Genomic DNA, 25,120 nt, shown 5'->3' on the forward strand with positions numbered 1-25,120 from the left:
ATCCTTTCTTTGGGAATTAGTCACTTTTATTGTAAAGTATGTGAGCCTTGTATGCTTATTTTTTGCAAAAAAATAATGTTGGAAGTGACACCGTAGTGGTGTCACCCCAACATTTATTATAGAACCAGAATTTCTATACAATATATAGATTCTCTTCAATTCACTCTTATTCTAATTCTTATTATACATAACACAACAATTTCGATTTTTTTCGATGCGTTTTAATTATGATTGATTTTAGTCTGATTTTGTTGAACTTTCACAAAAGCACCTACCCATCCTAGCAATAACCAGAATGTAATCGTTACTTGGTGACTATATAATTCAAAATCAGACAAACCGCTCACAAGAACACCAACTGCTAAAGCACCGACACCGATGGAGGCAGCCTTACGGAACACATCACCTTTTAGACGTATAGAGGTAACCACATGACCTATTAATACAGTTATAAAGGAGATAAGTCCTGGTATGCCTATTTCAGCCAACATATTAAGGTATAAATTATGAGCGTGATACATCAATACATTAGGACCTTGAATATAATAATTATATTCTGGATATACTAAGTAAAATGTATTCCACCCAATCCCCCACACAGGATTTTCACGAACAATGTACATCGTGCTATCCCACAAGGCCCATCGTAAATCAGCCGATGTATCATGACCTTGGAATATAGACCAAAGACGAGTAGCAATTTCTCCATCATAAAAATATAGAATAATGGGGATTGCTAACAAGGATAATAATAAACGACGTTCTACAAAAATTCCCCAGTAAATAATCATGGCACCAAAACTGATCCATATGCCACGTGAATATGTTAATAGCATGGTAACAAAAAGTATTAATGCTATGGGAATCATCATGTAGATTTGTTTCTTATATTCCTCCGATAAGATTTTATCGGATAAGCCCTTCCAGTAAACCAATAAATAGCTAATACTAACGCTTAGAATCATCAACAAGTAAGCGCCCAACAGATTGGGATTTGTCAATGTTGACGACATGCGTCGCATTAATTTTGGAAATTGGATGGCATCAACCCATTCCTTTATATGATGATTAGGAATAAAAATATATTCATAAGCACCAATGCAACAAACGAGAATCGCCGTTCCCAATGTACATTGAAGAAAATAACGCCACTGTTTTGGCGTACTAATATAGGTACGTACTAAATAATAAATACCGCCACCGGCCACAATCTGATAAAACCAACTTGTCAAAGCCCATTGCGCATTATCGGAAAGGGCAGCTGATACGCCCGTCCAAAGGACGAAAAACATAACAGTCCAAGACAACCAGCCCGTAGGCAAGCTAAGACTACGACTTCGTATTAAATCGACAATGGCAAGCCCAACGGCCAACCACAAGAGCACATCCCCTACCATCGGTTGTAGAGGCATGGCAATAGCCACACCATAAATGAGTCGTTCAATATAAAACTTCAACTTTGTTTCCGTTGGAAATAATGAGTGTTCCATAACGATTACCTAGTGGCTCATACGGTTCTGTAACCAACCGCGAGCTTCGCCAAGAATATATAACGATCCACACACAACAATGATATCTCCATCTTGTGTCGATTGTAATGCTAAATCAAGAGCACTGCTCACAGAATCTTCTGTCTGTGCCACTACCCCTTTCACACATTGCCGAACGGTTTCTACCAATTTCTCTGGCACCTCTGTACGTGGTGTTGGTGCAGCCACTGCAATGACTGTATCTTTTGGTTTTACAACTTCATGAATAATACCCATTTCATCCTTATCTGACAAAATAGCCATCACCATTGTTTTTGGCGTATCTCCAAATAATTCACGGTAAGTCATGCCGAAAGATTCTGCGCCGGCTGCATTGTGGGCACCATCAAATATAAATGTCCGATCCAACGTTTTTTTAATCTCAAAACGACCAGCCCAAGTGGCACGGGCAAAGCCTTCGCGCATTGTTTCTTCACTAATAGCATCATCATGTTCCATAACTAGGCGTACAGCTTGTAATGCACAAGCCAAATTGACAGATTGATGAATCCCAGCCATCGTTGTAAATAACATAGCAGGCGGTGCGCCAATAGCACTGACCGTAATCAATTGCCCACCAGGCACTACACTACGGCTATCGATACCAAACTTTTTGTTAAACACATATAATGGTGCATGTTTTTCTTCAGCTGTCTCTTCAATGACCTTTAATGGTCCTTCTTGAGCCGCCGTTACAACAGGAACACCTTCTTTTATAATGCCCGCCTTATGCTTGGCAATCTCTTCAACCGTATTGCCACAATACGCTTGATGATCAAGGGTAACATTAGTAATAACGGAAACCACTGGTGTCACAACATTCGTTGAATCCAGTAATCCACCCAAGCCAGCTTCTACAACAGCATAGTCTACACCTTGTTCTTTAAAGAATAGGAATGCTGCGGCCGTTAGAATTTCAAATTGCGTAGGTGGCTCTACCCCATCAACAATAATCTTATCTACGCCTTGTCGAACACAATCGATCAAATTGCCAAAAGCGTCTTTGCTAATTTGAACATCATTAATTTCTATACGCTCCGTATAAGATTCAAGGTGAGGCGATGTAAATCGCCCCACCCGTAATCCACTGGTAAATAGAGCATACGAAATATAGGTTGTTACAGAACCTTTACCATTTGTACCCGTAACATGAATGATTTTATAATCTCGTTCAGGATTCCCCAACGCTTGCAATAATGCACGAATACGCTCTAACCCCGGTTTTATGCCAAAGGATGAGGTATCTTCTAAATACGTTAAGGCTTCTTCGTATGTCATATAAACCTCCTATAAGGTTTTTAAGAATTCTTCACGTTCTAACAACGCTTGTTGTTTTTGTTTATATTCTTCTAGTTTTTCTTTTTCTTTTGCTACAACTGCTTCTGGTGCTTTTGCAAGGAAACCTTGATTGCTCAATTTACCTTCTAAGCGTGCAATTTCTTTTTGCATTTGACCTTTTTCTTTTTCGATACGTTCTTTTTCTTTATCTGCATCGATAAGATCCTTCAAGAGAAGATATACTTCCATACCATTTACAACAGTTACGGTTGCATTTTCAGGTTTTGGATCATCAGCACCTAGAATAGTTACCTTTTCAGCCCATGCAAGTGTTACGAAATAATCGCTATGCTCTGCAACAGCCTCAGCAATAGACGCATCAGTCGGTGCTACGATAACTTCGGCTTTTTTGCCCAAAGGTACATTCATTTCGGCGCGCATGTTACGAATACCTTTAATAGCATCCATCATGATTTCCATTTGACGTGCAGCCTCTGTAAGATTTGTGAAAGCTAATGCTTCTGGCCATTTAGCAATCACAATGCTTTCACCTTCATGAGGCAAGTGTTGCCAAATATGTTCTGTAACAAATGGCATAAATGGATGCAACAATTCAAGCATATGACGCAAGATTGTTACAAGCAAATATTGTACAGTGCGACGATCGCGTTCATTAGCATCGCTATACAAACGAGGTTTTGCAAGTTCAATGTACCAGTCGCAATAGGTATTCCAAATGAAATCATATACGGAGCTAGCCGCTTCACCAAGCTCAAATTTATCAAGATTTGCAGTAATACTTGCTACGGTTTCATTGTATTTTTCAACAATCCATTTGTCAGCCAATGTTAAATCAGCCTCAGTAGGAACGAAACTTTCATCATAATTCGTCAAATTCATGAGAACGAATTTAGAAGCATTCCAAATTTTATTTGCAAAGTTGCGGTTTGCTTCCACACGTTCCATATAGAAACGCATATCATTGCCCGGTGTATTACCTGTTACAAGTGTAAAGCGCAATGCATCAGCACCATATTCGCCGATTACATCTAATGGATTGATACCATTACCTAAGGATTTACTCATCTTGCGGCCTTGGCTATCGCGTACAAGACCATGAATAAATACATGTTTGAATGGAATTTCATGTTCAAACTCAAGAGCCATGAAAATCATACGAGCAACCCAGAAGAAGATAATATCATAACCAGTTACGAGTACACTTGTTGGATACCATTGTTTAAGCTCTGCTGTATCTTTAGGCCAACCCATGGTAGCAAATGGCCATAAACCAGAACTAAACCATGTATCAAGCACATCTGGATCTTGTGTTACATGTCCATGACAATGAGGGCATTCTGTAATGTCTTCACGGCTAACAATAGTTTCACCACAGTCATCACAATACCATGCGGGGATACGGTGGCCCCACCATAATTGACGAGAAATCGTCCAGTCACGGATGTTTTCGAGCCAATTTACATAGGTTTTAGTGAAGCGTTCAGGAACGAATTGAACTTCACCATCTTTTACAACCTTCAATGCTGGCTCTGCAAGAGGTTTCATATCTACGAACCATTGTTTAGAAACCATTGGTTCAATAATCGTTTTACAACGGGAACAATGGCCAACCGCATGGTCATGATCTTCGATTTTTTCTAGCAAGCCTAATTCATCAAGCTCAGCTACCACTTGTTTACGCGCTTCTTCGCGTGTCATGCCGTTAAATTTACCAGCACCTTCGTTCATTGTCGCATCATTGTTCATAACAACAATGGATTCTAAGTTATGACGTTGACCCATTTCAAAGTCGTTAGGGTCATGAGCTGGTGTAATTTTTACACAACCTGTACCAAAGCTTGCATCTACATAATCATCGGCGATAACAGGAATTTCACGATTAACAAATGGCAAGATTAATGTTTTACCAATTAAATCTTTATAACGGTCATCTTCAGGGTTTACCGCTACAGCTACGTCGCCAAACATAGTTTCTGGACGTGTTGTGGCAACGATAACAAAGCGACCGTCTTCACCTTTTACAGGGTATTTAATATGCCATAAATGACCGTGTTCATCTTCATGTTCTACTTCAACATCAGACAACGCTGTTGCACAACGAGGGCACCAGTTGATGATACGTTCACCGCGATAGATCAAACCTTTTTCATAAAGGCTTACAAATACTTCACGCACTGCATGATAGTACCCTTCATCCAATGTAAAACGTTCACGGCTCCAGTCGCAGGACGCACCTAAGCTGCGAATTTGTTTAACAATAGTATCGCCGTATTCTTTCTTCCATTTCCAGACGCGTTCTACGAATTTTTCACGACCTAAATCATAGCGAGATTTACCCTCTTCTTTGGCGAGCATTTCTTCTACCTTGATTTGTGTAGCAATACCCGCATGGTCTGTACCAGGCATCCACAATACATTGTAACCCTGCATACGTTTAAAACGAATCAAGATATCTTGTAATGTATTATCTAGCGCATGCCCCATATGCAACATACCTGTTACATTTGGAGGTGGCAATACAATGCTAAATGGTTCCTTGTCAGTGTCTACTTCTTCGTGAAAGTAACCTTGGTTTTCCCAATAGGAATACCATTTACTTTCGATTTCACCAGGATTGTAGGTGGTTAAATTTTCGTAGGTTTTCATCGTTCCTCCTGAAAGTAAGTACTTATCGTTTCATCACTTTAGCTAACACAAAGAGGCTAGTTTCATATAATAAGATCATCGGCAATGCAATCATGGTTTGTGAGAACATATCCGGTGTAGGTGAAATTACTGCACCTATAATAAAGGAAAGCAAAATGAATATTTTGCGTTTCTTCTTTAAAAATTGGGATGTAATTAGATTAAAATATCCCATAATAATAATGATCAATGGTAGTTCGAATATAAAGCCGAACGGCAATACAAAGGCCAATACAAAATCCATATATTGACCAATGGAAAACATCGGTTGCAATTCATCGGTGGCAAAGCCCATAAAGAACTTAACCGCAGCAGGCAACACTAAGATATAGGAAAACAAAATACCTGTTACAAACAACAAAAAGGCTACTGGTAAAATCCAGTTTGATAGATATTTCTCGCGAACTGTCAATGCTGGTTTCACAAAGAGCCATATTTGATGCAGTATGATAGGCGATGCCAAAATTATGCCGCCTACGATGGATACCTTCATATACGTAAAGAAGGCTTCCGTAGGACGCATGTAATATAATTTGCCTGCAGGGGCCAATAAAATATCTAATAATACGTCTACATAATAATAGGCAATGCCCGTTCCTATGATAATAGCAACAACCATAATTATAATACGTCTACGAAGTTCTGATAGATGACCTACCAACGATAAATTGGCAGCTTCGTCCATCATCTTTTGTTCCATCTCCGTATATAACGGCTCTGGAGTATCCTCTTCCTGTTCAGTATTTACCACAGCATATTGCTCTTGTTCTGCTTTTTGTGCTTGTTCCCGACGCTTTTGTCGAACTACGCTATCAAATGAAGGTTTCTTTATGGGATATTCGAAATCTTTAGGTTCGAAGGCCTCCATATTATACCTTTCTATCTGCTAAGTTTTGAACAGCTAATACTAAAAACTCTTTGCCATCAAAATCACGTATAGATTGTAATGCAGATAACGCATCATCACAATATTGTTGTGCTACCCGTAATGTATTATCTATACCACCCTGAGCGATAACATAATCGATAATCTCTTGTTCATTACCGCCATGATTAAGGTTCTTAATATCTTGCAACAACTGATTCTGATTGCTTTCATTAACGATACTAAGCAACGGATAGGTTAACAAGCCCTCTCGAAGGTCATTGCCCACAGGTTTCCCTGTCGTGTCTGAGGTTTCGCGATAATCCATAATATCATCGGTAATTTGGAACGCCATCCCCAACGCATGACCATATCGTTTTAGGTACATAATTTCATCACTAGACCAGCCACCTAACAGGCCCCCTAGTTCCATGCAGCCCTCCATAAAGTCGGCTGTTTTCTTTTGCGTCTTTGTCATATATCGGTCTATACCTTGGTCAATGCGATACACATCTTCCATTTGCATAAACTCACCTTCCACAAGGCAGGTGATGATATGAGAAAAGACCTTCAAATATTCCATATGCGGCATTTCGGATACGATACGGAACGCCTTAGCAAATAAATAATCACCACTTAAAATAGCAACCTTATTGCCTTTATGCTTATGAATTGTCTCTTCACCACGACGTATTTCCGCTTGATCTAAGACATCATCATGAATCAACGTCGCTAGATGTAACATTTCTACAGCTTCTGCAATCTTAATACGTTCCGCCTCTACCGATGTACCTGCATTGGCAATAAGCAAGCATAATTGTGCGCGCAAACGTTTACCGCCGGCCTCGGATAAAGGTCTAATCAGAGTATTAAAATCTTCAGAACCCGTATTAAAGGATGACGCAAGAGCACGTTCAACACCCTCTAAATCAAGAGCGATGCGTTCCATCATCTCTAACTGGTTTGAATTACTCATGCTTCCTCCCCTACTAGTACTTTATTAATTCGTTGCTGTAATAACTCACGGCCCGTATGTTTCAATGAGCTATACATAATCGGTGGAGAATCAGTTGGATACATAGCTTTAATTTTTGCTAAATTTACTGATTTCTCTTTAGCATTAAGCTTATCTGCCTTCGTCACCACGATTTGAAGAGGCACACCGGCCTCAACGAGCCAATCAAATGCTACTTTGTCGATAGGCATCTCTGGATGGCGCCCATCGATAAGCAAGCATAATAACATTAATCGTTCAGAATGCAATATATAATCTGATATAAATGATGACCACATATTGCGATTATCTTTATTCGTTTTTGCAAAACCATATCCAGGCAAATCGACTAAGAACCAGTGGTACCGACGTTCTTCAGTTTCACTAATATCCTCTTTTGATTCAATATCAAAATAGTTTATCGTCTTTGTTTTCCCTGGCTGTCCACTCACAAGAGCAAGACCACGATAATTACACAAAGAATTAATCAACGAGGATTTGCCCACATTAGAGCGTCCTAAAAAGGCTACTTCTACCGTATCCCCTTCAGGATATTGATCTGCTTTTACACAGGATGTATTATATTTTGCTGCTATAATGCGAGGCCCCTTAATTTCTTTTCTTGTATATTGTGGTTTTGGCCCCATATGTTTTGTGGATTTTTTCTTCTTTTGCATTATACAAGTGCCTTTGCTAAAACTTCATCCATTGTCTTAACAGGTGTGATGATAAGACCTTCTTTTACACTATCTGGTAATTCAGGAATATCTTTTTCATTTCCTTTTGGAATTAAGACCTCTTTCACACCATATGACAATGCTGCCAACAATTTCTCTTTAAGACCGCCAATTGGTAATACGCGGCCACGCAATGTGATTTCACCGGTCATAGCGAGATCAGCGCGCACCTTACGTCCCGTTAAGGCAGATACCATAGCCAATGTCATCGTAATCCCTGCAGAAGGACCATCCTTTGGTGTTGCCCCTTCTGGAAGATGAACGTGAATGTCTAACTTTTTATAGAATTCTTCATCAATTTTCAAGGATTTTGCATTATGACGAATATAGCTCATCGCAGCATGACCGGATTCTTGCATTACTTTACCAAGGCTACCGGTTAGTGCTAATTTACCAGTTCCCGCCATTGTTGTAGCTTCACAAGGTAATACTACACCACCTACAGAGGTCCAAGCAAGTCCGTTAACATAGCCCACTTGAGGTTTCTTTTCACGCTCTTGATCGATAAAGATAGGCGCGCCTAAGTATTCATGTAAATTCTTGACAGAAACCTTCGGGGTTTCAATATCTTGTTCTACCACTTGGTAAGCCATTTTTCGGCATACTTTAGCGATAGTTTTTTCCAAGGTACGAACGCCAGCTTCACGAGTATATTCGGATATAATTTTCTTTAACACTGCATCAGATAATTTAATCTTATTATCTTTTAAACCGTTCTTTTCGATTTGTTTAGGTGCTAAATAGCGTTTAGCGATTTCTAATTTTTCATCTTCCATGTAGCTTGAAAGCTCAATGATTTCCATACGGTCTAATAATGGGCCTGGAATATTAGAGGCCACATTCGCCGTAGTAATCCAGAATACATCGGAGAAATCAAATGGAATTTCAATAAAATGATCGCTAAATGTACTATTTTGTTCTGGATCTAATACTTCTAATAATGCAGAAGATGGATCGCCTTTATAATCAGATGCCAATTTATCGATTTCATCAAGTAAGAATACAGGGTTACGTGTTCCTGCATTTTTAATGCCTTGAATCATACGACCTGGCAATGCTCCAATATAGGTACGACGATGGCCGCGAATTTCAGCTTCATCGCGAACGCCACCTAAGGATGCGCGTACGAATTTACGATTCATCGCTTTAGCAATGGATGAAGCTAACGATGTTTTACCAACACCAGGAGGTCCTACTAAGCAAAGGATAGAACCGCTATTCTTACCGGTCAATTTGCGAACTGCTAAGAATTCTAAGATACGTTTCTTAACCTTTTCTAAGCCATAATGATCAGCCTCTAAAATATCTTTTGCTTCATTGATATCTAGACGATCATCGGTAACATCGTTCCATGGTAAGCTCAATACCCAGTCAAGATAATTTCTGAGAATGGTCGCTTCTGGCATCATTTGTGGCATGCGACTATAGCGAGAGATTTCTTTATCAATACGATTGTGAACCTCTTCACTCAAATTAAGAGCTTTTAATTGTTCTCTTAATTCATCTGCTTCTTCCTCAGGGTCGCCCTTATCACCCAATTCATCATGAATGACGCGAATTTTTTCACGCAAGAAATATTCTTTTTGTGTTTTTTCCATAGCTTGACGAACTTGATTGTTGATGGAATTTTCCAAATCAGAAATTTGTAATTCCATATTAAGAATGCCTACAATCATGTTCAATCGTCTTGCAACAGATAATTCCTCTAGTAGCTCTTGTCGTTTTGCATTATTAACAGGCAACATAAATGCTACTTGATCGGCTAGTTCACAAGGGTCACGCAATTCCATAACGCGTGTAACGCCTTCTTCAGTAATCGTTTTAGCTTCATCAGCCCATTCATTGAATTTAGACTGTACTAAACGACGATACGCCTCAAGTTCTACATCATCTTCGAAAATGGATGCTACACGTTCATAGTCCCCTACATAATAAGGATCCATGCTCGTAATGTTCATAACACGAATACGAGTAATACCTTCAACGAGAACACGAACAATACCACCTGGTAAGCGCAACATTTGTTTAATTTTTACAAGTGTACCCATTTGGGCTAAATCATGAACGGTAGGTGCATCTACAGAATCATCCTTTTGGGATACCACTGCCATAATGCGATCTTCGTTCATTGCGGCTTCTACCGCTTTGATGGATTTGTCTCGACCGATATCGAGGTGAATCACGATATTCGGATATACAACCATCCCTCTAAGGGGAACGGTAGGAATACCTACTTCGAGTAAATTCATATGTCCTCCAAGGATTTATATTATGAAAAGAAACTCATTCCTACACAGAAATGAGTTTCTTCGAATTACGATTTCAGCTGGATGTCTTTGTCTGCCTCATTTTTGAGTATAGGTTCACCTGTGCCCTTTACGGCTTCTCTGGTAACTATGCATTTTGCCACATCATCCATAGATGGAACTTCATACATAACATACTTCATTACCTTCTCAATAATGGCACGCAAACCACGAGCACCAGTTTTACGCTGTAATGCTTCATCAGCGATTTCTTCTAATGCATCATCTTCAAATGTTAATTCTACACCATCAAGGGATAGAATTTTTTCATATTGCTTAGTCAATGCATTTTTCGGTTTTGTAAGAATTTGGACCAATGCATCCCGATCCAATAGGTCTAATGTTACCATAACAGGCAAACGACCAATAAATTCAGGAATCAAACCAAATTTCAATAAATCTTCAGGTACAACCTCTTTGAGAATCGCAGATACATCGCGTTCTTCAGCACGTTGTACATCAGCACCAAAACCTAATGTTTTCTTAGCGGTACGTTTTGTAATAACCTTATCCATGCCATCAAATGCGCCACCACAAATAAAGAGAATATTTGTAGTATCAATTTGTAACATTTCTTGATTAGGATGCTTACGACCACCTTGAGGTGGTACGGAAGCAACAGTACCTTCTAAGATTTTTAAAAGTGCTTGTTGCACACCTTCCCCTGACACGTCACGTGTAATGGAAGGATTTTCTGACTTACGGGCAATCTTATCGATTTCATCGATGTAAATAATACCGCGTTCAGCCCGTTCAATATCATAATCGGCGGCTTGAATGAGTTTTAATAGAATATTTTCTACATCTTCCCCTACATAGCCAGCCTCGGTTAAGCTTGTTGCATCTGCAATTGCAAATGGAACCTCTAACATTTTTGCCAATGTTTGAGCCAATAATGTTTTACCACTACCTGTAGGTCCAATAAATAGAACATTGGACTTTTGTAGTTCTACATCATCTACCACATTATCTGTTTGTAAACGTTTGTAGTGATTATATACTGCCACCGCAAGGGAAACTTTAGCATCATCTTGACCAATGACATATTGATCAAGATGAGCTTTAATTTCTTTTGGCGTTGGCAATTCTTTTAATTTAAAGTCTTCTGTACCGATGTCACCAAGTTCATCTTCAATGATGCGTTCACAAACTTCTACGCATTCATCACAGATGTACACATTAGGACCGGCCACTAGTTTTCTTACTTCATCACTTGTGCGTCCGCAAAAGCTACAACGCATAGTATCTTTATCTTTTGCCAATGAGCGCCTCCATTACTTGCTTTCTAGAGTATCGCGAGTTAACACCTCGTCAATCAAACCGTATTCAACGGCATCTTGGGCACTCATGAAGTTATCACGATCAGTATCACGTGCTACCACTTCAATATCTTGGCCACTGCGAGCTGCTAGGATACCATTTAACTCTTCACGCATACGAAGAATTTCACGGGCATGGATTTCGATTTCAGATGCTTGACCTTGTACACCGCCCAATGGTTGGTGAATCATAACGCGCGCATGAGGCAATGCAAAGCGTTTGCCCTTTGCACCTGCTGTCAATAATACAGCCCCCATACTTGCAGCGGAGCCTACGCAAATGGTAGACACATCTGGTTTAATATATTGCATCGTGTCATAGATAGCCATACCAGCAGTCACAACACCACCTGGGCTATTAATATATAGATGAATATCTTTATCTGGATCCTCTGCTTCTAGGAAAAGCATTTGGGCAATCACCGCATTTGCGACATTATCATCAATAGGTCCACCTAAGAAGATAATGCGATCCTTTAATAAGCGAGAGTAAATATCATACGAACGTTCACCACGTTCGCCTTGTTCAACTACGATTGGTACATACATATAATCACCTTTTCATGTACCTAGTGAGCAAGCATTATTCTGCTGCTTCTGCACCTTTTGCATTATCGATGATGAATCGAGCTGCTTTTTTGCGAGCTACAGAGCCTGCCAACATAGCTACACGACCTTCTTTTGCAATAATATCCCAAACTTCTTTAGGATCTGCCCCAAAGTTTTGAGCCATAATGAAGATTTCGCGATTCATATCATCTGGAGTTACTTCGATACCTTCAGCAGTTGCAACAGCGTCCAATACTAAATCAGCGCGTACATTTTCAGCTGCGGAATCTTTGTATTCAGTGCGTAAATCTTCGATAGTTTTATTGGAGAATTTCAAGTAGTCATCAAGTTTCAAGCCACGGCCTTCCATGTTCATAGCCAATTCTTGAATCATTTGTTCTACACGATCGTTGATCATCACTTCTGGAATGTCTACAGTTGCATTTTTAACAGCTGCTTGAATCAAATCAGCATTGTAAGTGTCGATAGCACGACGGGATGCTTCTTCTTCCATTTTAGCACGAAGATCGTTTTTCAATTCTTCAATAGTTTCGTAAGAGCTTGCTTCTTTTGCGAATTCATCGTTCAATTCAGGCAATTCTTTACGTTTAATATCGTGGATATGAGTTTTGAATTCTGCTTCTTTACCAGCTAATTCAGCTACGAAGTAGTCTTCTGGGAATGTTACTTTTACAGTTACATCATCACCAGCTTTTGCGCCGATCAATTGATCTTCGAAACCTGGGATGAAGCTACCGGAACCAATTTGTAATGGGTAGGATTTACCTTCGCCACCATCAAATGGTTTACCGTCAACAGAACCAGCGAAATCGATTACTGCGAAGTCGTCTTTTTGAATTGTAGCGCCTTCTTCAGCAACAACCATTTTAGCTTGTTGTTCACGGATGTTGTTCAATTGTTCTTCGATTTGTTCATCAGTTACAGTAGCGTCTTGTTTTTTAGCTTCTAAGCCTTTGTAATCGCCAAGTTTAACTTCTGGGCGTTTTGTTACAGTTACTTTGAAGATTAAATCTTTACCTTCTTCGAATTGTACGCGTTCTGTTTCTGGATCAGATACAGGAACGATATCGTTTTCACGAAGAGCAGCACTATAGTTTTGGCTAGCCAATACGTCAAATGCTTCTTCCAAGATAGCTTCTTTACCAAAGTTCATTTCCAATACACGACGAGGTGCATGGCCTTTACGGAAGCCAGGAATGTTTACTTGATTTGCAATGCGTTTTACCGCTTGTTTGATACCTTTGTCTACTTCTGCTGCAGGTACTTCGATAGTTAAAGTTACTACGTGTTGATCAACAGGATTTACAGTTGCTTTCATTAAAATATGTCCTCCTTGAAGGGCAAACGCCCAAATTTCTGTAGTATATTATGCACTCCTTATAATATCATAAATGAAAATTCAATGCAATTCTTAGCATTATAAGGAAACAGCCACTCATGTAGAGTGGCTGTTTAGTATTACATATATGTAAATAATTAGTTATCTTTTGCAATCAATTTGATGATGTCACGGCGAGATAAAATACCTACCAAGCGGTACTCTTTATCTACAACAGGAATATTTTTCAAATGTTGATCAAGCATAACGGATACGATTTCTTCTACATCTTTATCCGGTGTTGTAGTAATAACTTCGCTAGTCATCAATTCATATACATGGGATGCCAACAATTTTTTGAATTGTGCATTGTATTCGCCAATGCCATTGTAATAAATACTAGCGCCCAAAACATTTACATAATGAGGTACATGAGGGCGAACCTTTTTGTATAACAAATCACCTTCTGAAATGATACCTAACAATTTATTTTCTTCATCCACTACAGAGACAGCTGTTAAATTATATTTAACCAATAAGTCTGCTACATCAGAAATAGGAGCATCTTTACCAACTGTAACAGGATATTTATTCATTACGTCTTGGATTTTCATAGGGAATTCCTCCTTCATATAACTTTACTCTTTATTATACTATTCGACCTTAGAGTTGAAAACTCCTTTTTCAAAAATTGTATATAAATAATATTTAGTTCAGTATATCACCAATGGTATGGTTCATTGCGATTTATCTTAGCACTGCGGTAAATCTGTTCTACTAACAACAATCGAACCATTTGATGAGTAAAGGTCATAGGGCTAAAGGATAACTTAAATTTTACAGAACGGCGCAATTCGTCACTAACACCAAAGGCACCGCCTATGATAAAGGCCATATCGCTGATGCCGTCCACCTCTAATTTAGATACCATAGAGGCCAAATTTTCAGAAGACATCGTTTTACCATATACATCTAGCAATACAGTGTATGCCGATTTAGGAACGGCCTTTAACAACCGTTGTCCCTCTTCTACGACTACTTGTTTACGGTCCGCATCACTGGGCTTATCCCCTATTTTACTTTCATTCAATTCAGTAATTGTAACACCTCCATAGGGGCGCATACGTTTTACAAATTCGGCCACACCTTCTCGAAGGTAAGCCTCTTTTAATTTACCAATACAGATTACATGAAACTTCATACAAGATGTACCTCTAATTTTTATGAACAGACTGCATGGATACTATTTCGTTAGGTTGGCCATGCTGTAATTTCATTTCCGGTCCTATTTTAACGCCCCCATCGACGAGCATTTGACCAATCGTCTGCGTTACGAGGACAGGGTTATTATTATTTTCAGAGCGATGTGCCAAAATGACCTGCATAAAATCAGGTCGTTTCATCATAAGTAAGGCCTGTGCCGCCATTTCGTTGCTTAAATGACCTTCATCACTGGCTACGCGTTGCTTTAAAAATGGTTGATACGGTCCAAAACGCAACATTTGAGGATCATAATTGGCCTCCAAGACTAGCAATGTGCTGTCATCTAATCGGTGCAATATAGTATCCGTAATCACCCCCGTATCGGTGACAACTGTTGCCTTGTCTTTACCGGAAAATACATTGATGCCTATAGGATCTGCCGCATCATGACTAACACTAAAGGGTTCCACCGTAAGATTTCCAAGCTCCAAACTCCCCTTTGTCAATTCCACCAGTTGATGTTTTGGAACGATTAACTTATCTTGGATTTCACGCCACGTGCCTTGCTTAGTATATACAGGAATATCAAAACGCTTTAATAGTTGTTGTAGCCCCGCAATATGGTCGGTATGTTCGTGGCTAATAAATATTCCCTCAACCTGGCTCATATCGATATGTAATTCTTTCAGCCCATTAACGATGCGCCGGCAACTAATACCCACATCATGTAATATTACAGAATTTCCCTTCTTTATAACTGTACAATTACCCTTGCTACCACTGGCAAGAACATGGACTTCTAAAGGTGAGGATTCACTCATTAATCTACTCCAGCTAATTAAAATATAATGTTAGGTGAAAGCTTTATATTCATCACGCTAGTATTTAGGTGAAAGCTATGAATTCACCCAATATTACTTTTTCAATTGACTTAACTCATCTAAGCGATTGATAAAATACGCCATATTCGACTCAAGATCTGGTCCACGACGGAACATATCGCCTCCAACGAGGAACATCGTATCATTTCCGTACAACTCAACTAATTCTGTAAGGCGCGCATCAGTCACGCCACCACCAGGAGCCGGACAGCCTGCTTTCACCACTCCTACAGGATGTTTAATATATGCGGCAATACGCTTACATTGCTCTTGGCTAAAGGTAAAGCGACCTCCATAAGATACAAAGACCATCATATCCGCGCCAAATAGGCGAGGCAAGAATCCCAACTGTAAATAGTCGGCAATGCCGGATACACCAGGGCTCACAAAACCACCAGAATAGGCAGGGTGGTGAATAATCGGCAAGCGCAATTTTTCATCAGTAGCCAATTTGTGTAACCAACCAGAGCCCACTAAACCTGTGGCTACCATAAGGGCCGTAGCACCCGCCTCTTTAGCGAAATAAGCGCGTTCTAATACATCTGTGCCATCACCAGATACATTAGCTGCATATAATGCGTGTTTTCCATGCGCTTCATTCATCTCACGCACCGCAGCAGCACATCGTCTTACACGATCCTTAAACTGCGAAAAGGATTGGTTCGTAATGCCATGATCATCCTTGATAACATCGACGCCACCACGCGTATACGCTGCACACATGCGAGCTAGTTCTTCATTAGGCGTTCCCATAGGTTTAATTACAGCCTGAATCATCGGTCTTGTAGGCGTTTCAACCAATCTACGAATACCATGCAATCCAAATCGTGGCCCTTTGAATACGTCAAATAATGTAGGACATAGTTCTATGTCTACCACCCAAATATGAGGTTGTAACGATGAGTTACCAAATACAACATTTAAAAATTGCGTTGCTTCTAATGCGGTAGTATCTACATGATATGAAATGCGAGCTAGATAATACCGAGAAGCATCAATCACTACATTCGGCATCACTCCCACAGTTGCATGTGCGGAATCTGGCGCCATCGGTTCGAGAGATTCCAATCGACCGGTAATTGTATTTTTAATATATGGATCAGTTACAAATTCATAAGGAAATTCAATCGTTTGTTCTACTTGAACAGCCCAAGCAATAGACTTTGCGTCTTCATATGTGTCGGCTTCAATTCGGTAGGTAACTATAAATCGCTCGTCCTTCATAATGCGTCTCCTTTGCAATAACATTATTTAATTATATACCAAAGCAGTACACCTTTCCATAAATAGATACAAAAAAGACTATAGCGATGTCACATCCATCGCTATAGTCTTTATATAATATGAAGTTGTTATGCGTTAGCTAATGTTTTACCCAATTCTTGGCATTGTGCATTGCCGTCATCATCTGGTTCACCCAAGATTGCTACACCGTCAGCTACTAATTCGCCGCCAGCATCTTTAATGCGAGTGCCCCAGTCTTCTAACCAAGTGCCACCCCAACCATAGGAGCCAAAGATTGCTACTTTTTTACCACTCAATTTACCTTCTAATTCAGTGTAGAATGGTTCGAATTCGCCTTCTTCTAATTGTTCAGCACCCATGTCAGCGCAACCAAGAGCCAATTTATCGTAAGCTGCTGCTTCATCAACAGATACTTCAGAAACGGATTTCACTTCTACGTCTTGACCTGCAGCTTTGATACCTTCAGCTACTTCATAAGCCATTCTTTCTGTATTGCCTGTACCGGACCAAAAAATTACACCAATCATCTTGTACCTCCTAGGCCGTTCTTGCGACCAATGAACTAAATGTTTTTCCCAACATCAATTGAGTTTGACAAAATTCACGACATGCTTTGTAACATAGGAAAGAGCGTTGTGCATCTACTACATCGTGGTAAACCTTCCATTCACCACACATAGAGTATCCATTACCGCGACGAGAAATAAAATACTTCACATCCATTAATGGATATCCAAGGAATACACCAATTTCATGAGGGAAATCAACGCTTGATTCCATACGATATCGCAAATGTTCAAGCATCTCCATAATGCTCATACTATCTTGATAACCGTAGGCTTTCAAAAATGTCATCACCGCAGGTTGCCGTACATAGTCTCGTAATTGTGTTTCACGGAACACCAATAGTAGTCTACGTGCTTTACAGCGACATAATTCAAAGAAGAATAAACCCTTTTCATTAAACTCTTTATTATATTCAGTCAAAACGAATTGGATTTGTTCATTCATGTCCCGTGGAATAGAAACCAAATTCGAGACCTTAATGCCTCGAATTGCCGGTGCACAATGAAATCCAATGATATTGTCAATTGAATTCATCATAGTCGTACCTGCCTGTTGCATATCTATATAGAATCCGCCTCATTACTTGAGATTGATTACTATATACACATAGTACTCTCGATGAGAAATATTGTCAAGATAATTGATAATTTATTTCAATAATTATTTATTATTTACCCGTTAACAAGTTGCTCACACGAGGAAATACCTTAGCATCACTTTCTTCATCTATAGCGATAAATCGCACACTAGGGCCCTCGTATTTACTTTCAGAAACAGCAATATGAAGAATCTCATTATAAGAATTATTATTATCTTTACTTGTATATTTTAGTGCACCTACATATGTTTTATTATGCTTAGCCAAAGGTGTCACCACTTGGTATTGGCCTAGCTCAGCAGCTTTACCTCCATTGATAGACGCCACCAAATTACCGACATCACTGGCATCAGTGCTCACATGCTTGGTGTTAACAAGATTATGTTTACCACCTACGACCACATTCGCAAATACAGCGTAATTCATTTCATTTTCTCGTTTTACGTTAAGCGTATATACCTCGGCACGGCTGGCACCAGCTTGCATAAGAGCCGTTTTTACATCGGTTTTACCTGCACCGGCGAACAAAGCCTTTGGCGCATTGGCATAAATCGTAACACCTTCGTTAAGTTTCATACCATTATACGTTCCATATGCAGCGGCATATTTACTAGCATTAATATTAGCCGCATCAACAAGTACAGGTGTGCTCATCGCTACAACACCAGCGAGAGCTAAAGCTATCATTGATTTCATAGTTTTCTCCTAAACAAAACCGCCCCTTAAAGGGGCGGTATAATCACAACTATTTCTTTTGTTGTTTTGCCCATGTATCACGTAAACCTACGATGCGGTTTACCACAATATGATCGGCAGTGCTATCCTTATCAGTTACGAAATAACCTTGACGCAAGAATTGGAATCTATCGCCAGGAACAGTATTAGCAAGGCTTGCTTCACCTTTACTGTGCATAACTTGTAACGATTCATGATTAAAATCAGCTAAGAAGTCTTTACCATCGGATTCTTCTTTAAGCAAGTAGTCATATAAACGAGTTTCAATATCTACAGCCGTAGAAGCCTCAACCCAATGCAATGTACCCTTTACCTTACGTGTGCAACCACTGCCGCTCTTCGTTTCAGGGTCATAGGTACAATGGATTTCGGTAATGGTACCGTTTTCATCCTTTACAACAGATTGGCAAGTAATGAAATAAGCGCCTTTTAAGCGTACTTCTTTTCCCGGAGCCAAGCGGAAGAATTTCTTAACCGGTTCTTCCATAAAGTCAGCGCGCTCAATATAAATTTCGCGACCAAACATAACTTCACGAGTACCGAGTTCTTCATTTTCTGGATTATTTTCAACCACACAAGGTTCTGTTTGACCTTCTGGATAATTATCGATAATAACCTTAACAGGGTCGATAACAACCATTGGACGTGGAGCTTTTAATTTCAAATCTTCACGAATACAGAATTCGAGCAATGCAATATCTACAGTGCTATCAGCCTTAGCTACGCCAATGCGGTCGCAGAAATCACGGATGGCTTCTGGTGTATAGCCACGACGGCGCAAGCCAGAAATGGTAGGCATACGAGGATCATCCCAACCGGATACGAGGCCAGCCTCTACAAGAGCACGTAATTTGCGTTTAGACATAACCATTTTTGTTACATTTAAACGAGCGAACTCGATTTGGCGAGGTTTTTCAGTGTCTTCCCAATCTTCGAGAACCCAATTATACAATGGACGATGTACTTCAAATTCCAATGTACATACGGAATGGGTAATGCGTTCAATAGCATCCTCAATAGGATGTGCAAAGTCGTACATTGGATAAATGCTCCATTCAGATCCTGTACGGTGATGCGCTGCATTTACAATACGATACAATACAGGATCGCGCATGACGATATTAGGATCCGCCATATCAATTTTAGCGCGTAATACCTTTTCGCCATCCTTGTATTTCCCCTCTTTCATTTCTTCAAAGAGTTTTAAATTTTCTTCTACAGAGCGATCGCGATATGGGCTATTTGTACCTGGTGTAGAGAAATCGCCACGCGTTTGACGGATTTCTTCTGCTGTTTGATCATCTACATAAGCCTTACCCAAGGAGATAAGCTTTTTAGCATAATCATACATTTTGCCAAAGTAATCAGATGCATAACGTACGTCGCCATCCCAATGGAATCCAAGCCATTCCACGTCTTCCTTAATGGAATTTACATATTCCACATCTTCCTTTTCTGGATTTGTGTCATCAAAGCGTAAATTTGTTAAGCCCTTATATTCTTCGCCTAACCCAAAGTTAAGGCAAATGGACTTAGCATGGCCGATATGTAAATACCCATTTGGTTCTGGTGGGAATCGCGTATGTACACGGCCACCGTATACGCCCTCTTCATTATCTTTATTTATTTCAGCTTCGATAAAGTTAATGGATACAACTTCTTCAGGAGCTACAGTTTGTTCAGTATCTTTATGTTCCAACGTTACAACCTCCATACGATAAATATTCTTTTATTTTACCATATTTTATATAGGACCGCACATTTTATAATTCACCTCTTCATTAACACATGTTTGTAGAGGTTTTTTATGAACACCAGCAATGATATTATTCGCTGTCAACATGGACATATCATATCGCGTGCGATCTGTATACGAACCAATATGAGGAACAATTAAACAGTTATCAATGGACAATAATGGATGATCTGCTGGTAGTGGTTCTGGATCAGTTACATCAAGTGCAGCATAATCGATTTCACCAGTTTTAAGAGCATCGATGAGTGCATCTGTATCAACGATGGCACCGCGACCTACATTGACGAACAATGCGGTCTTTTTCATTTTCTTAAAGAACTCGGCATCGCACATATGATACGTTTCATCCGTAAGTGGCGCCATGATACATACCACATCACTCGTAGCGAGTAGCTCATCTAATTCCATATATGTTGTTCTATACAATTTATCGTCATTACGTTGATGTCGATTATGATATACAACGGTCATACCAAAGGCGCGAGCACGTCGAGAAATGGAAACACCGATGGCGCCCATACCAATGATACCCAATGTGCGGCGACTCAAATCAAAGCCCTTAATATTAGAAGGACGCTCAGCCCAACGGCCATTTTTTACAAAAATTGCATTTTCAATAATGCGACGACTGGCCGTAGCAATCAATGTGAAAGCGAGTTCTGCTACGGTTTCGTTGAGAACACCTGGCGTATTGCCATAAGGAATGCCCGCCGCCGTAAGTTCATCAATCTTTACATTGTCATAGCCTACTGAGGCTTGTGCAATGACCTTTAAATTAGGCGCATCTTTCACAAGGTCCGCATCAACCGATATGGAATTAATAGACCACAAACCATCAGCATCGCGTAACCATTCTTTTAAAACCTCTCTAGGCATTTTAGTTTTTTCTGTCCACTGACGTACGTCAACATGTTCTTGTAAATAAGCAATAGCATCACGTCGCACTAAGCCAGGTACCACTACTAATGGTTTACGTTCCATAATCATTTCATCCCTTCTCTATATATTCTTAAATGCTGTAACAACATATCATTTACAACGAAAACTATATGTATCTATATTGTATCCTATAATTGGAAATTTACCAAAACTCAGGGCTAAGTTACAACAAAAAAGAGTTCTAAAAGCATTATGCTTCTAGAACTCTTTCTTAGTGTGTTGATTATTTTAAATCAGATGTACAGTTAGGACATTTAACCGCATCAATATTGATTTCTGTTTTACAGAATGGACATTCTTTTGTAGTCGCTGGTGCTTCTTCAGCTTCTTTCTTAGCACTTTGCATTAGCTTCGTCAACGCGCGAATCATTAAGAATACAACAAATGCTAAGATTAAGAATTGAATAAGGTCAGTAATGAATGTACCATAAGGCAATACAGCACCAGCAGAGCGAGCTGTTGAAATATCAGCACCATTTACAAATGCCTCTTTAGACGCTTCACTTAATGGCAAATATAGATTGCTAAAATCAATACCACCAGTGAACACACTGATTAATGGCATGAACAAATTGCTAACTACAGAATTCACTAATGCTGTGAAAGCTGCACCAATAATCATACCTACAGCGAGCTCCATCATGTTCCCTTTAAAAGCGAACTCTTTAAACTCTTTAATAAATTCCTTCATGTTTAACTCCTACTCACACTTAATACCGTTCGGAAAAATTAACCTCATTAATCATAAAAGAAAACTGCATCTATGTCAACATTTTTCGATATAGTTTATTGAAAGTTTTTAATATGCTTATCATCCTATTTTCATAATAGATGATTCTAGAGATAAAACTTTAGCCCGTTCAATAACCGCAATAAAGGCTGGTGGAATCATATGATCCGGTATATAGTAGGCAATTCTACGCCCTACAATCACACCTTTATTGCTATAAAACCAAGAGAAATAGTACGCCAATAATGTATCTATATCCTTTGCCTTGATATTTTTCAAACATCGTTGTACCACTTGATGATTATCAAGTCCCAACTTAGCAAAACCGCGGCGTGCCATATCCTTTGTTACCATACCACGCCCTGTATCAATAAGATCCTGAATAATGCTGTCCAATACATCCCGATGATGATGTCGAATCAAATGGGATACTACATCCATTTCAAAACAGATTTCATTTGTGTAAAAGACATTAACATGAGACTTGCTATGCTTATCCATTACATCTCTGTCATAGAGTGCTACCGTCGGAATGGCAAAGCTTTTAAATAATTTATGAAGCTTACTAATAGAAGATTCTCCACGTGCATTGATAAGACATATACCAAAATAATCAAAATCTACATTTAATTTTTTGGCCATACCTGCAAAACTACCATACTCAGTTTCCCCTTCTACCAAGATGATACACCGTGCATAGAGGGCTTCCTTCGCTTCAGGGAAATGCATAATCAAATGTTTCTCTACTTCTCGAGCAAATTTAAAGGTCACCCCGCAAGCAGCGCGAACGAGACCCGTTTCATCACGATACATGCGTATAATATGACGATAATCGTCTACCAATGCATCGGTACTATGAGTTACTACAAATAATTGACCCAATAGGCCATCAATTTGGAATAGCTGTTTAATTAACGCTAAAAATTCAGCATTTTCATTGGTTGCAATTTGACGATAATAGCTGAGCACGGCTCGTTGCAAATAAGGACTCAAATGTAATTCCGGTTCATCGACACTGATAAATACCGGTAAATATCGACGGCCCTCACTGTCATACACGAGCAGTGATTCTAAATTAGTAGATGCACTGTGCACCTTCATGTAAATTTGAGCCAAAATCTTTAGTGCTACCGCCATGATAAGCCGTACATTATCTATGGAATACTTACGAATTAAGTTTGCCTCTGTAGAGGATGTTAACAGTTCTACAAGACGCTGAATATTAAGAACACATTCGGGATCAAGCCCCATTCTTACATTGATAAAGCTATCTAATGCGATGGCATCATCTGATGTCAACCCAGTCTTAGGCAGATAGGTAACAAGCTGTTTCCCCAGTTCCATATACACCGATGTAGGAATGGAATAAAGTTCCGCCTCCGATGTATCGCGATGACACATATAGATTGTATGACGCAACATAGACAATGGTAACGGTGTCAATTTCTCTCCATCCATCTTATAGAGTCGTGGATATACCTCTTGTACCACTTGTTCAAGGCGTAGATACGTACCATCTTCTGGACCAATCATATCCTGAAATGATGTATTGAGCTCAGAAAAGGACATTTTACACTCAATGCGTATCGGTCTATGTACATCAGCAAAGTCACTTTCTTGAAAACCTCGTGCATTCATCATTTGCTCTAAGAGGTCAAGAAAATTGGATTTCCCCACTGCATTTTCGCCTACGAAGTAATTAATATCATTGTGAAAGTGTAGTTCAACATCTACGAGATTACGGTAATTCTCAATTTTAATCCACTCCATAAACATAGCCATCACACTCCTACAATATACAAAAAGATGCAACCATACAATGATATCCCTAATTGATGGTCGCATCTTGATTATGCACCAATACTACTTATATAGTATTCGACATTTATTTTGTTTTTTCCTCTATGACCTTGCCTTCACGTATAGGCCCATTTTGCTCTTTTAAGCGTGCCAACATAACGGACGCCACAAACATGGCGATACCAGCGCCTACCGTTTCGATGGATAAGCTTTCACCAAAGAATAAAAAACCATAGAAGGAGCTAATAAAGACGCCTACATATTGCAAGAATTGAGCTACAACAGCATTTGTTGTAACAAAAGCACCCGTCAAGAAGAATTGAGCCACTACGGTTATACCGCCAATAGCAGTAATAATGAGCCATTCTTGACCTTCTGGCATTACAAATCCATCGGTCGTCACAAGACCGGCAATCATACCTGTAATCAAGAAATACGCCATAATTTCAAAATTACTATGCTTACCATGCTTACTAATAGAGCGAATCGTCGTATATGCTGCGGCCGATAAAGCAGCACCCAATACAGCGACTAGTGCATACCAGGTAAATCCACCATAGCTAAACGGATTAACCATCACCATCACGGCTATGAAGATTAGAATAAGCCATTTACCAGCACCCTTTGGAACGCGTTCCTTTAAGAAAAAGGCGCTAAAGATAAACACGAAAATACCCGATGTTTGAAACAATATGGTAGCATCAGACATCTTCATATGTACCAAGGCTATAAAGTTACACACCATGCCAAAGCCGCCATAGAGGCCTCGCATAACAAGCAAGCCCCTATCCTCCGTGGAAAACCGGATACCCTTCATATACATAACGACAAGGACCGCAACGGTGCCAAATAATCCGCGAAAGAAAGCAATCTCTCCAGATGGAATATTGGATCCTAGCATCTTAACGAACAAATTCATAGTACTCAGCAATAGTGCCGAAAGGAGTGCATAAATTAAACCTTTTTTTGCCATATATCCCCCTATCTCATCAATACAATATATCGATAACCAATACAATAAGAAACCGCCCCTCCAAGGAGAGG

At 39.6% G+C, this 25,120-nt stretch carries 22 protein-coding genes; all 22 read right to left on the bottom strand.

Annotated features, from left to right (window positions below; genetic code table 11):
- Positions 1-221: 221 nt before the first annotated feature.
- Positions 222-1,490 (bottom strand): O-antigen ligase family protein, encoded by a 1,269-nt coding sequence (locus tag VIHSUH07_RS06635; protein ID WP_060807897.1) that lies wholly within the window; start codon positions 1,488-1,490, stop codon positions 222-224.
- Between the two features lie 9 nt (positions 1,491-1,499).
- A complete protein-coding gene (locus VIHSUH07_RS06640; protein ID WP_105084353.1) occupies positions 1,500-2,807 on the bottom strand; it encodes a bifunctional folylpolyglutamate synthase/dihydrofolate synthase in 1,308 nt (435 codons plus the stop codon).
- 9 nt (positions 2,808-2,816) lie between these two features.
- Positions 2,817-5,474 (bottom strand): valine--tRNA ligase, encoded by a 2,658-nt coding sequence (locus VIHSUH07_RS06645; RefSeq protein WP_105084354.1) that lies wholly within the window; start codon positions 5,472-5,474, stop codon positions 2,817-2,819.
- Between the two features lie 22 nt (positions 5,475-5,496).
- The gene (tatC, locus tag VIHSUH07_RS06650) at positions 5,497-6,381 is read right to left on the bottom strand and encodes a twin-arginine translocase subunit TatC (RefSeq protein WP_105084355.1); all 885 of its coding nucleotides are present in this window, start codon (positions 6,379-6,381) and stop codon (positions 5,497-5,499) included.
- A 1-nt stretch (position 6,382) separates the two neighbouring features.
- On the bottom strand, positions 6,383-7,354 hold the full coding sequence (locus VIHSUH07_RS06655) for a polyprenyl synthetase family protein (protein ID WP_016475819.1): 972 nt from the start codon (positions 7,352-7,354) through the stop codon (positions 6,383-6,385).
- Positions 7,351-8,049: a ribosome biogenesis GTP-binding protein YihA/YsxC gene (gene yihA / locus VIHSUH07_RS06660; protein WP_105084356.1), complete on the bottom strand. Its 699-nt coding sequence runs from the start codon at positions 8,047-8,049 to the stop codon at positions 7,351-7,353. Before yihA ends, VIHSUH07_RS06655 begins: the two co-directional genes overlap by 4 nt.
- The gene (lon, locus tag VIHSUH07_RS06665) at positions 8,049-10,358 is read right to left on the bottom strand and encodes an endopeptidase La (protein WP_105084357.1); all 2,310 of its coding nucleotides are present in this window, start codon (positions 10,356-10,358) and stop codon (positions 8,049-8,051) included. Before lon ends, yihA begins: the two co-directional genes overlap by 1 nt.
- Before the next feature lie 65 nt (positions 10,359-10,423).
- Positions 10,424-11,677, bottom strand: coding sequence for an ATP-dependent protease ATP-binding subunit ClpX (gene clpX, locus VIHSUH07_RS06670; RefSeq protein WP_005377314.1), 1,254 nt, complete (start codon positions 11,675-11,677; stop codon positions 10,424-10,426).
- 12 nt (positions 11,678-11,689) lie between these two features.
- A complete protein-coding gene (gene clpP, locus VIHSUH07_RS06675) occupies positions 11,690-12,283 on the bottom strand; it encodes an ATP-dependent Clp endopeptidase proteolytic subunit ClpP (RefSeq protein ID WP_005377316.1) in 594 nt (197 codons plus the stop codon).
- A gap of 34 nt (positions 12,284-12,317) precedes the next feature.
- Positions 12,318-13,622, bottom strand: a complete 1,305-nt coding sequence (gene tig / locus VIHSUH07_RS06680) for a trigger factor (RefSeq protein ID WP_105084358.1) — start codon at positions 13,620-13,622, stop codon at positions 12,318-12,320.
- A 158-nt stretch (positions 13,623-13,780) separates the two neighbouring features.
- The gene (locus VIHSUH07_RS06685; protein ID WP_105084359.1) at positions 13,781-14,236 is read right to left on the bottom strand and encodes a CBS domain-containing protein; all 456 of its coding nucleotides are present in this window, start codon (positions 14,234-14,236) and stop codon (positions 13,781-13,783) included.
- A gap of 107 nt (positions 14,237-14,343) precedes the next feature.
- Positions 14,344-14,823, bottom strand: coding sequence for a 23S rRNA (pseudouridine(1915)-N(3))-methyltransferase RlmH (gene rlmH / locus VIHSUH07_RS06690; protein ID WP_005377364.1), 480 nt, complete (start codon positions 14,821-14,823; stop codon positions 14,344-14,346).
- 13 nt (positions 14,824-14,836) lie between these two features.
- Positions 14,837-15,646, bottom strand: coding sequence for an MBL fold metallo-hydrolase (locus VIHSUH07_RS06695; RefSeq protein WP_105084360.1), 810 nt, complete (start codon positions 15,644-15,646; stop codon positions 14,837-14,839).
- 93 nt (positions 15,647-15,739) lie between these two features.
- Positions 15,740-16,930 carry a RuBisCO large subunit C-terminal-like domain-containing protein gene (locus VIHSUH07_RS06700; RefSeq protein ID WP_105084361.1) on the bottom strand — a complete coding sequence of 397 codons (1,191 nt, stop codon included), beginning with the start codon at positions 16,928-16,930 and terminating at the stop codon, positions 15,740-15,742.
- 128 nt (positions 16,931-17,058) lie between these two features.
- The gene (locus tag VIHSUH07_RS06705) at positions 17,059-17,478 is read right to left on the bottom strand and encodes a flavodoxin (protein ID WP_005377355.1); all 420 of its coding nucleotides are present in this window, start codon (positions 17,476-17,478) and stop codon (positions 17,059-17,061) included.
- Positions 17,479-17,488: 10 nt separating this feature from the next.
- Positions 17,489-18,076, bottom strand: coding sequence for a DUF3793 family protein (locus VIHSUH07_RS06710; protein WP_005377411.1), 588 nt, complete (start codon positions 18,074-18,076; stop codon positions 17,489-17,491).
- Between the two features lie 109 nt (positions 18,077-18,185).
- Positions 18,186-18,812 carry a hypothetical protein gene (locus VIHSUH07_RS06715; protein ID WP_005377393.1) on the bottom strand — a complete coding sequence of 209 codons (627 nt, stop codon included), beginning with the start codon at positions 18,810-18,812 and terminating at the stop codon, positions 18,186-18,188.
- A gap of 49 nt (positions 18,813-18,861) precedes the next feature.
- Positions 18,862-20,550, bottom strand: coding sequence for a glutamine--tRNA ligase/YqeY domain fusion protein (locus VIHSUH07_RS06720; RefSeq protein ID WP_105084362.1), 1,689 nt, complete (start codon positions 20,548-20,550; stop codon positions 18,862-18,864).
- 45 nt (positions 20,551-20,595) lie between these two features.
- A complete protein-coding gene (locus VIHSUH07_RS06725; protein ID WP_038141507.1) occupies positions 20,596-21,588 on the bottom strand; it encodes a 2-hydroxyacid dehydrogenase in 993 nt (330 codons plus the stop codon).
- Positions 21,589-21,769: 181 nt separating this feature from the next.
- Positions 21,770-22,237 carry a large conductance mechanosensitive channel protein MscL gene (mscL, locus tag VIHSUH07_RS06730; protein WP_105084363.1) on the bottom strand — a complete coding sequence of 156 codons (468 nt, stop codon included), beginning with the start codon at positions 22,235-22,237 and terminating at the stop codon, positions 21,770-21,772.
- A 120-nt stretch (positions 22,238-22,357) separates the two neighbouring features.
- Entirely contained in the window at positions 22,358-24,052 is a 1,695-nt protein-coding gene (locus tag VIHSUH07_RS06735) for an ATP-dependent nuclease (RefSeq protein WP_105084438.1), read from the bottom strand.
- 109 nt (positions 24,053-24,161) lie between these two features.
- Positions 24,162-25,049 (bottom strand): DMT family transporter, encoded by an 888-nt coding sequence (locus VIHSUH07_RS06740; protein ID WP_105084364.1) that lies wholly within the window; start codon positions 25,047-25,049, stop codon positions 24,162-24,164.
- Between the last annotated feature and the right edge of the window lie 71 nt (positions 25,050-25,120).

It is taken from the genome of Veillonella sp. T34266-5 (genome assembly GCF_002959815.1).
Classification (GTDB): domain Bacteria; phylum Bacillota; class Negativicutes; order Veillonellales; family Veillonellaceae; genus Veillonella; species Veillonella atypica.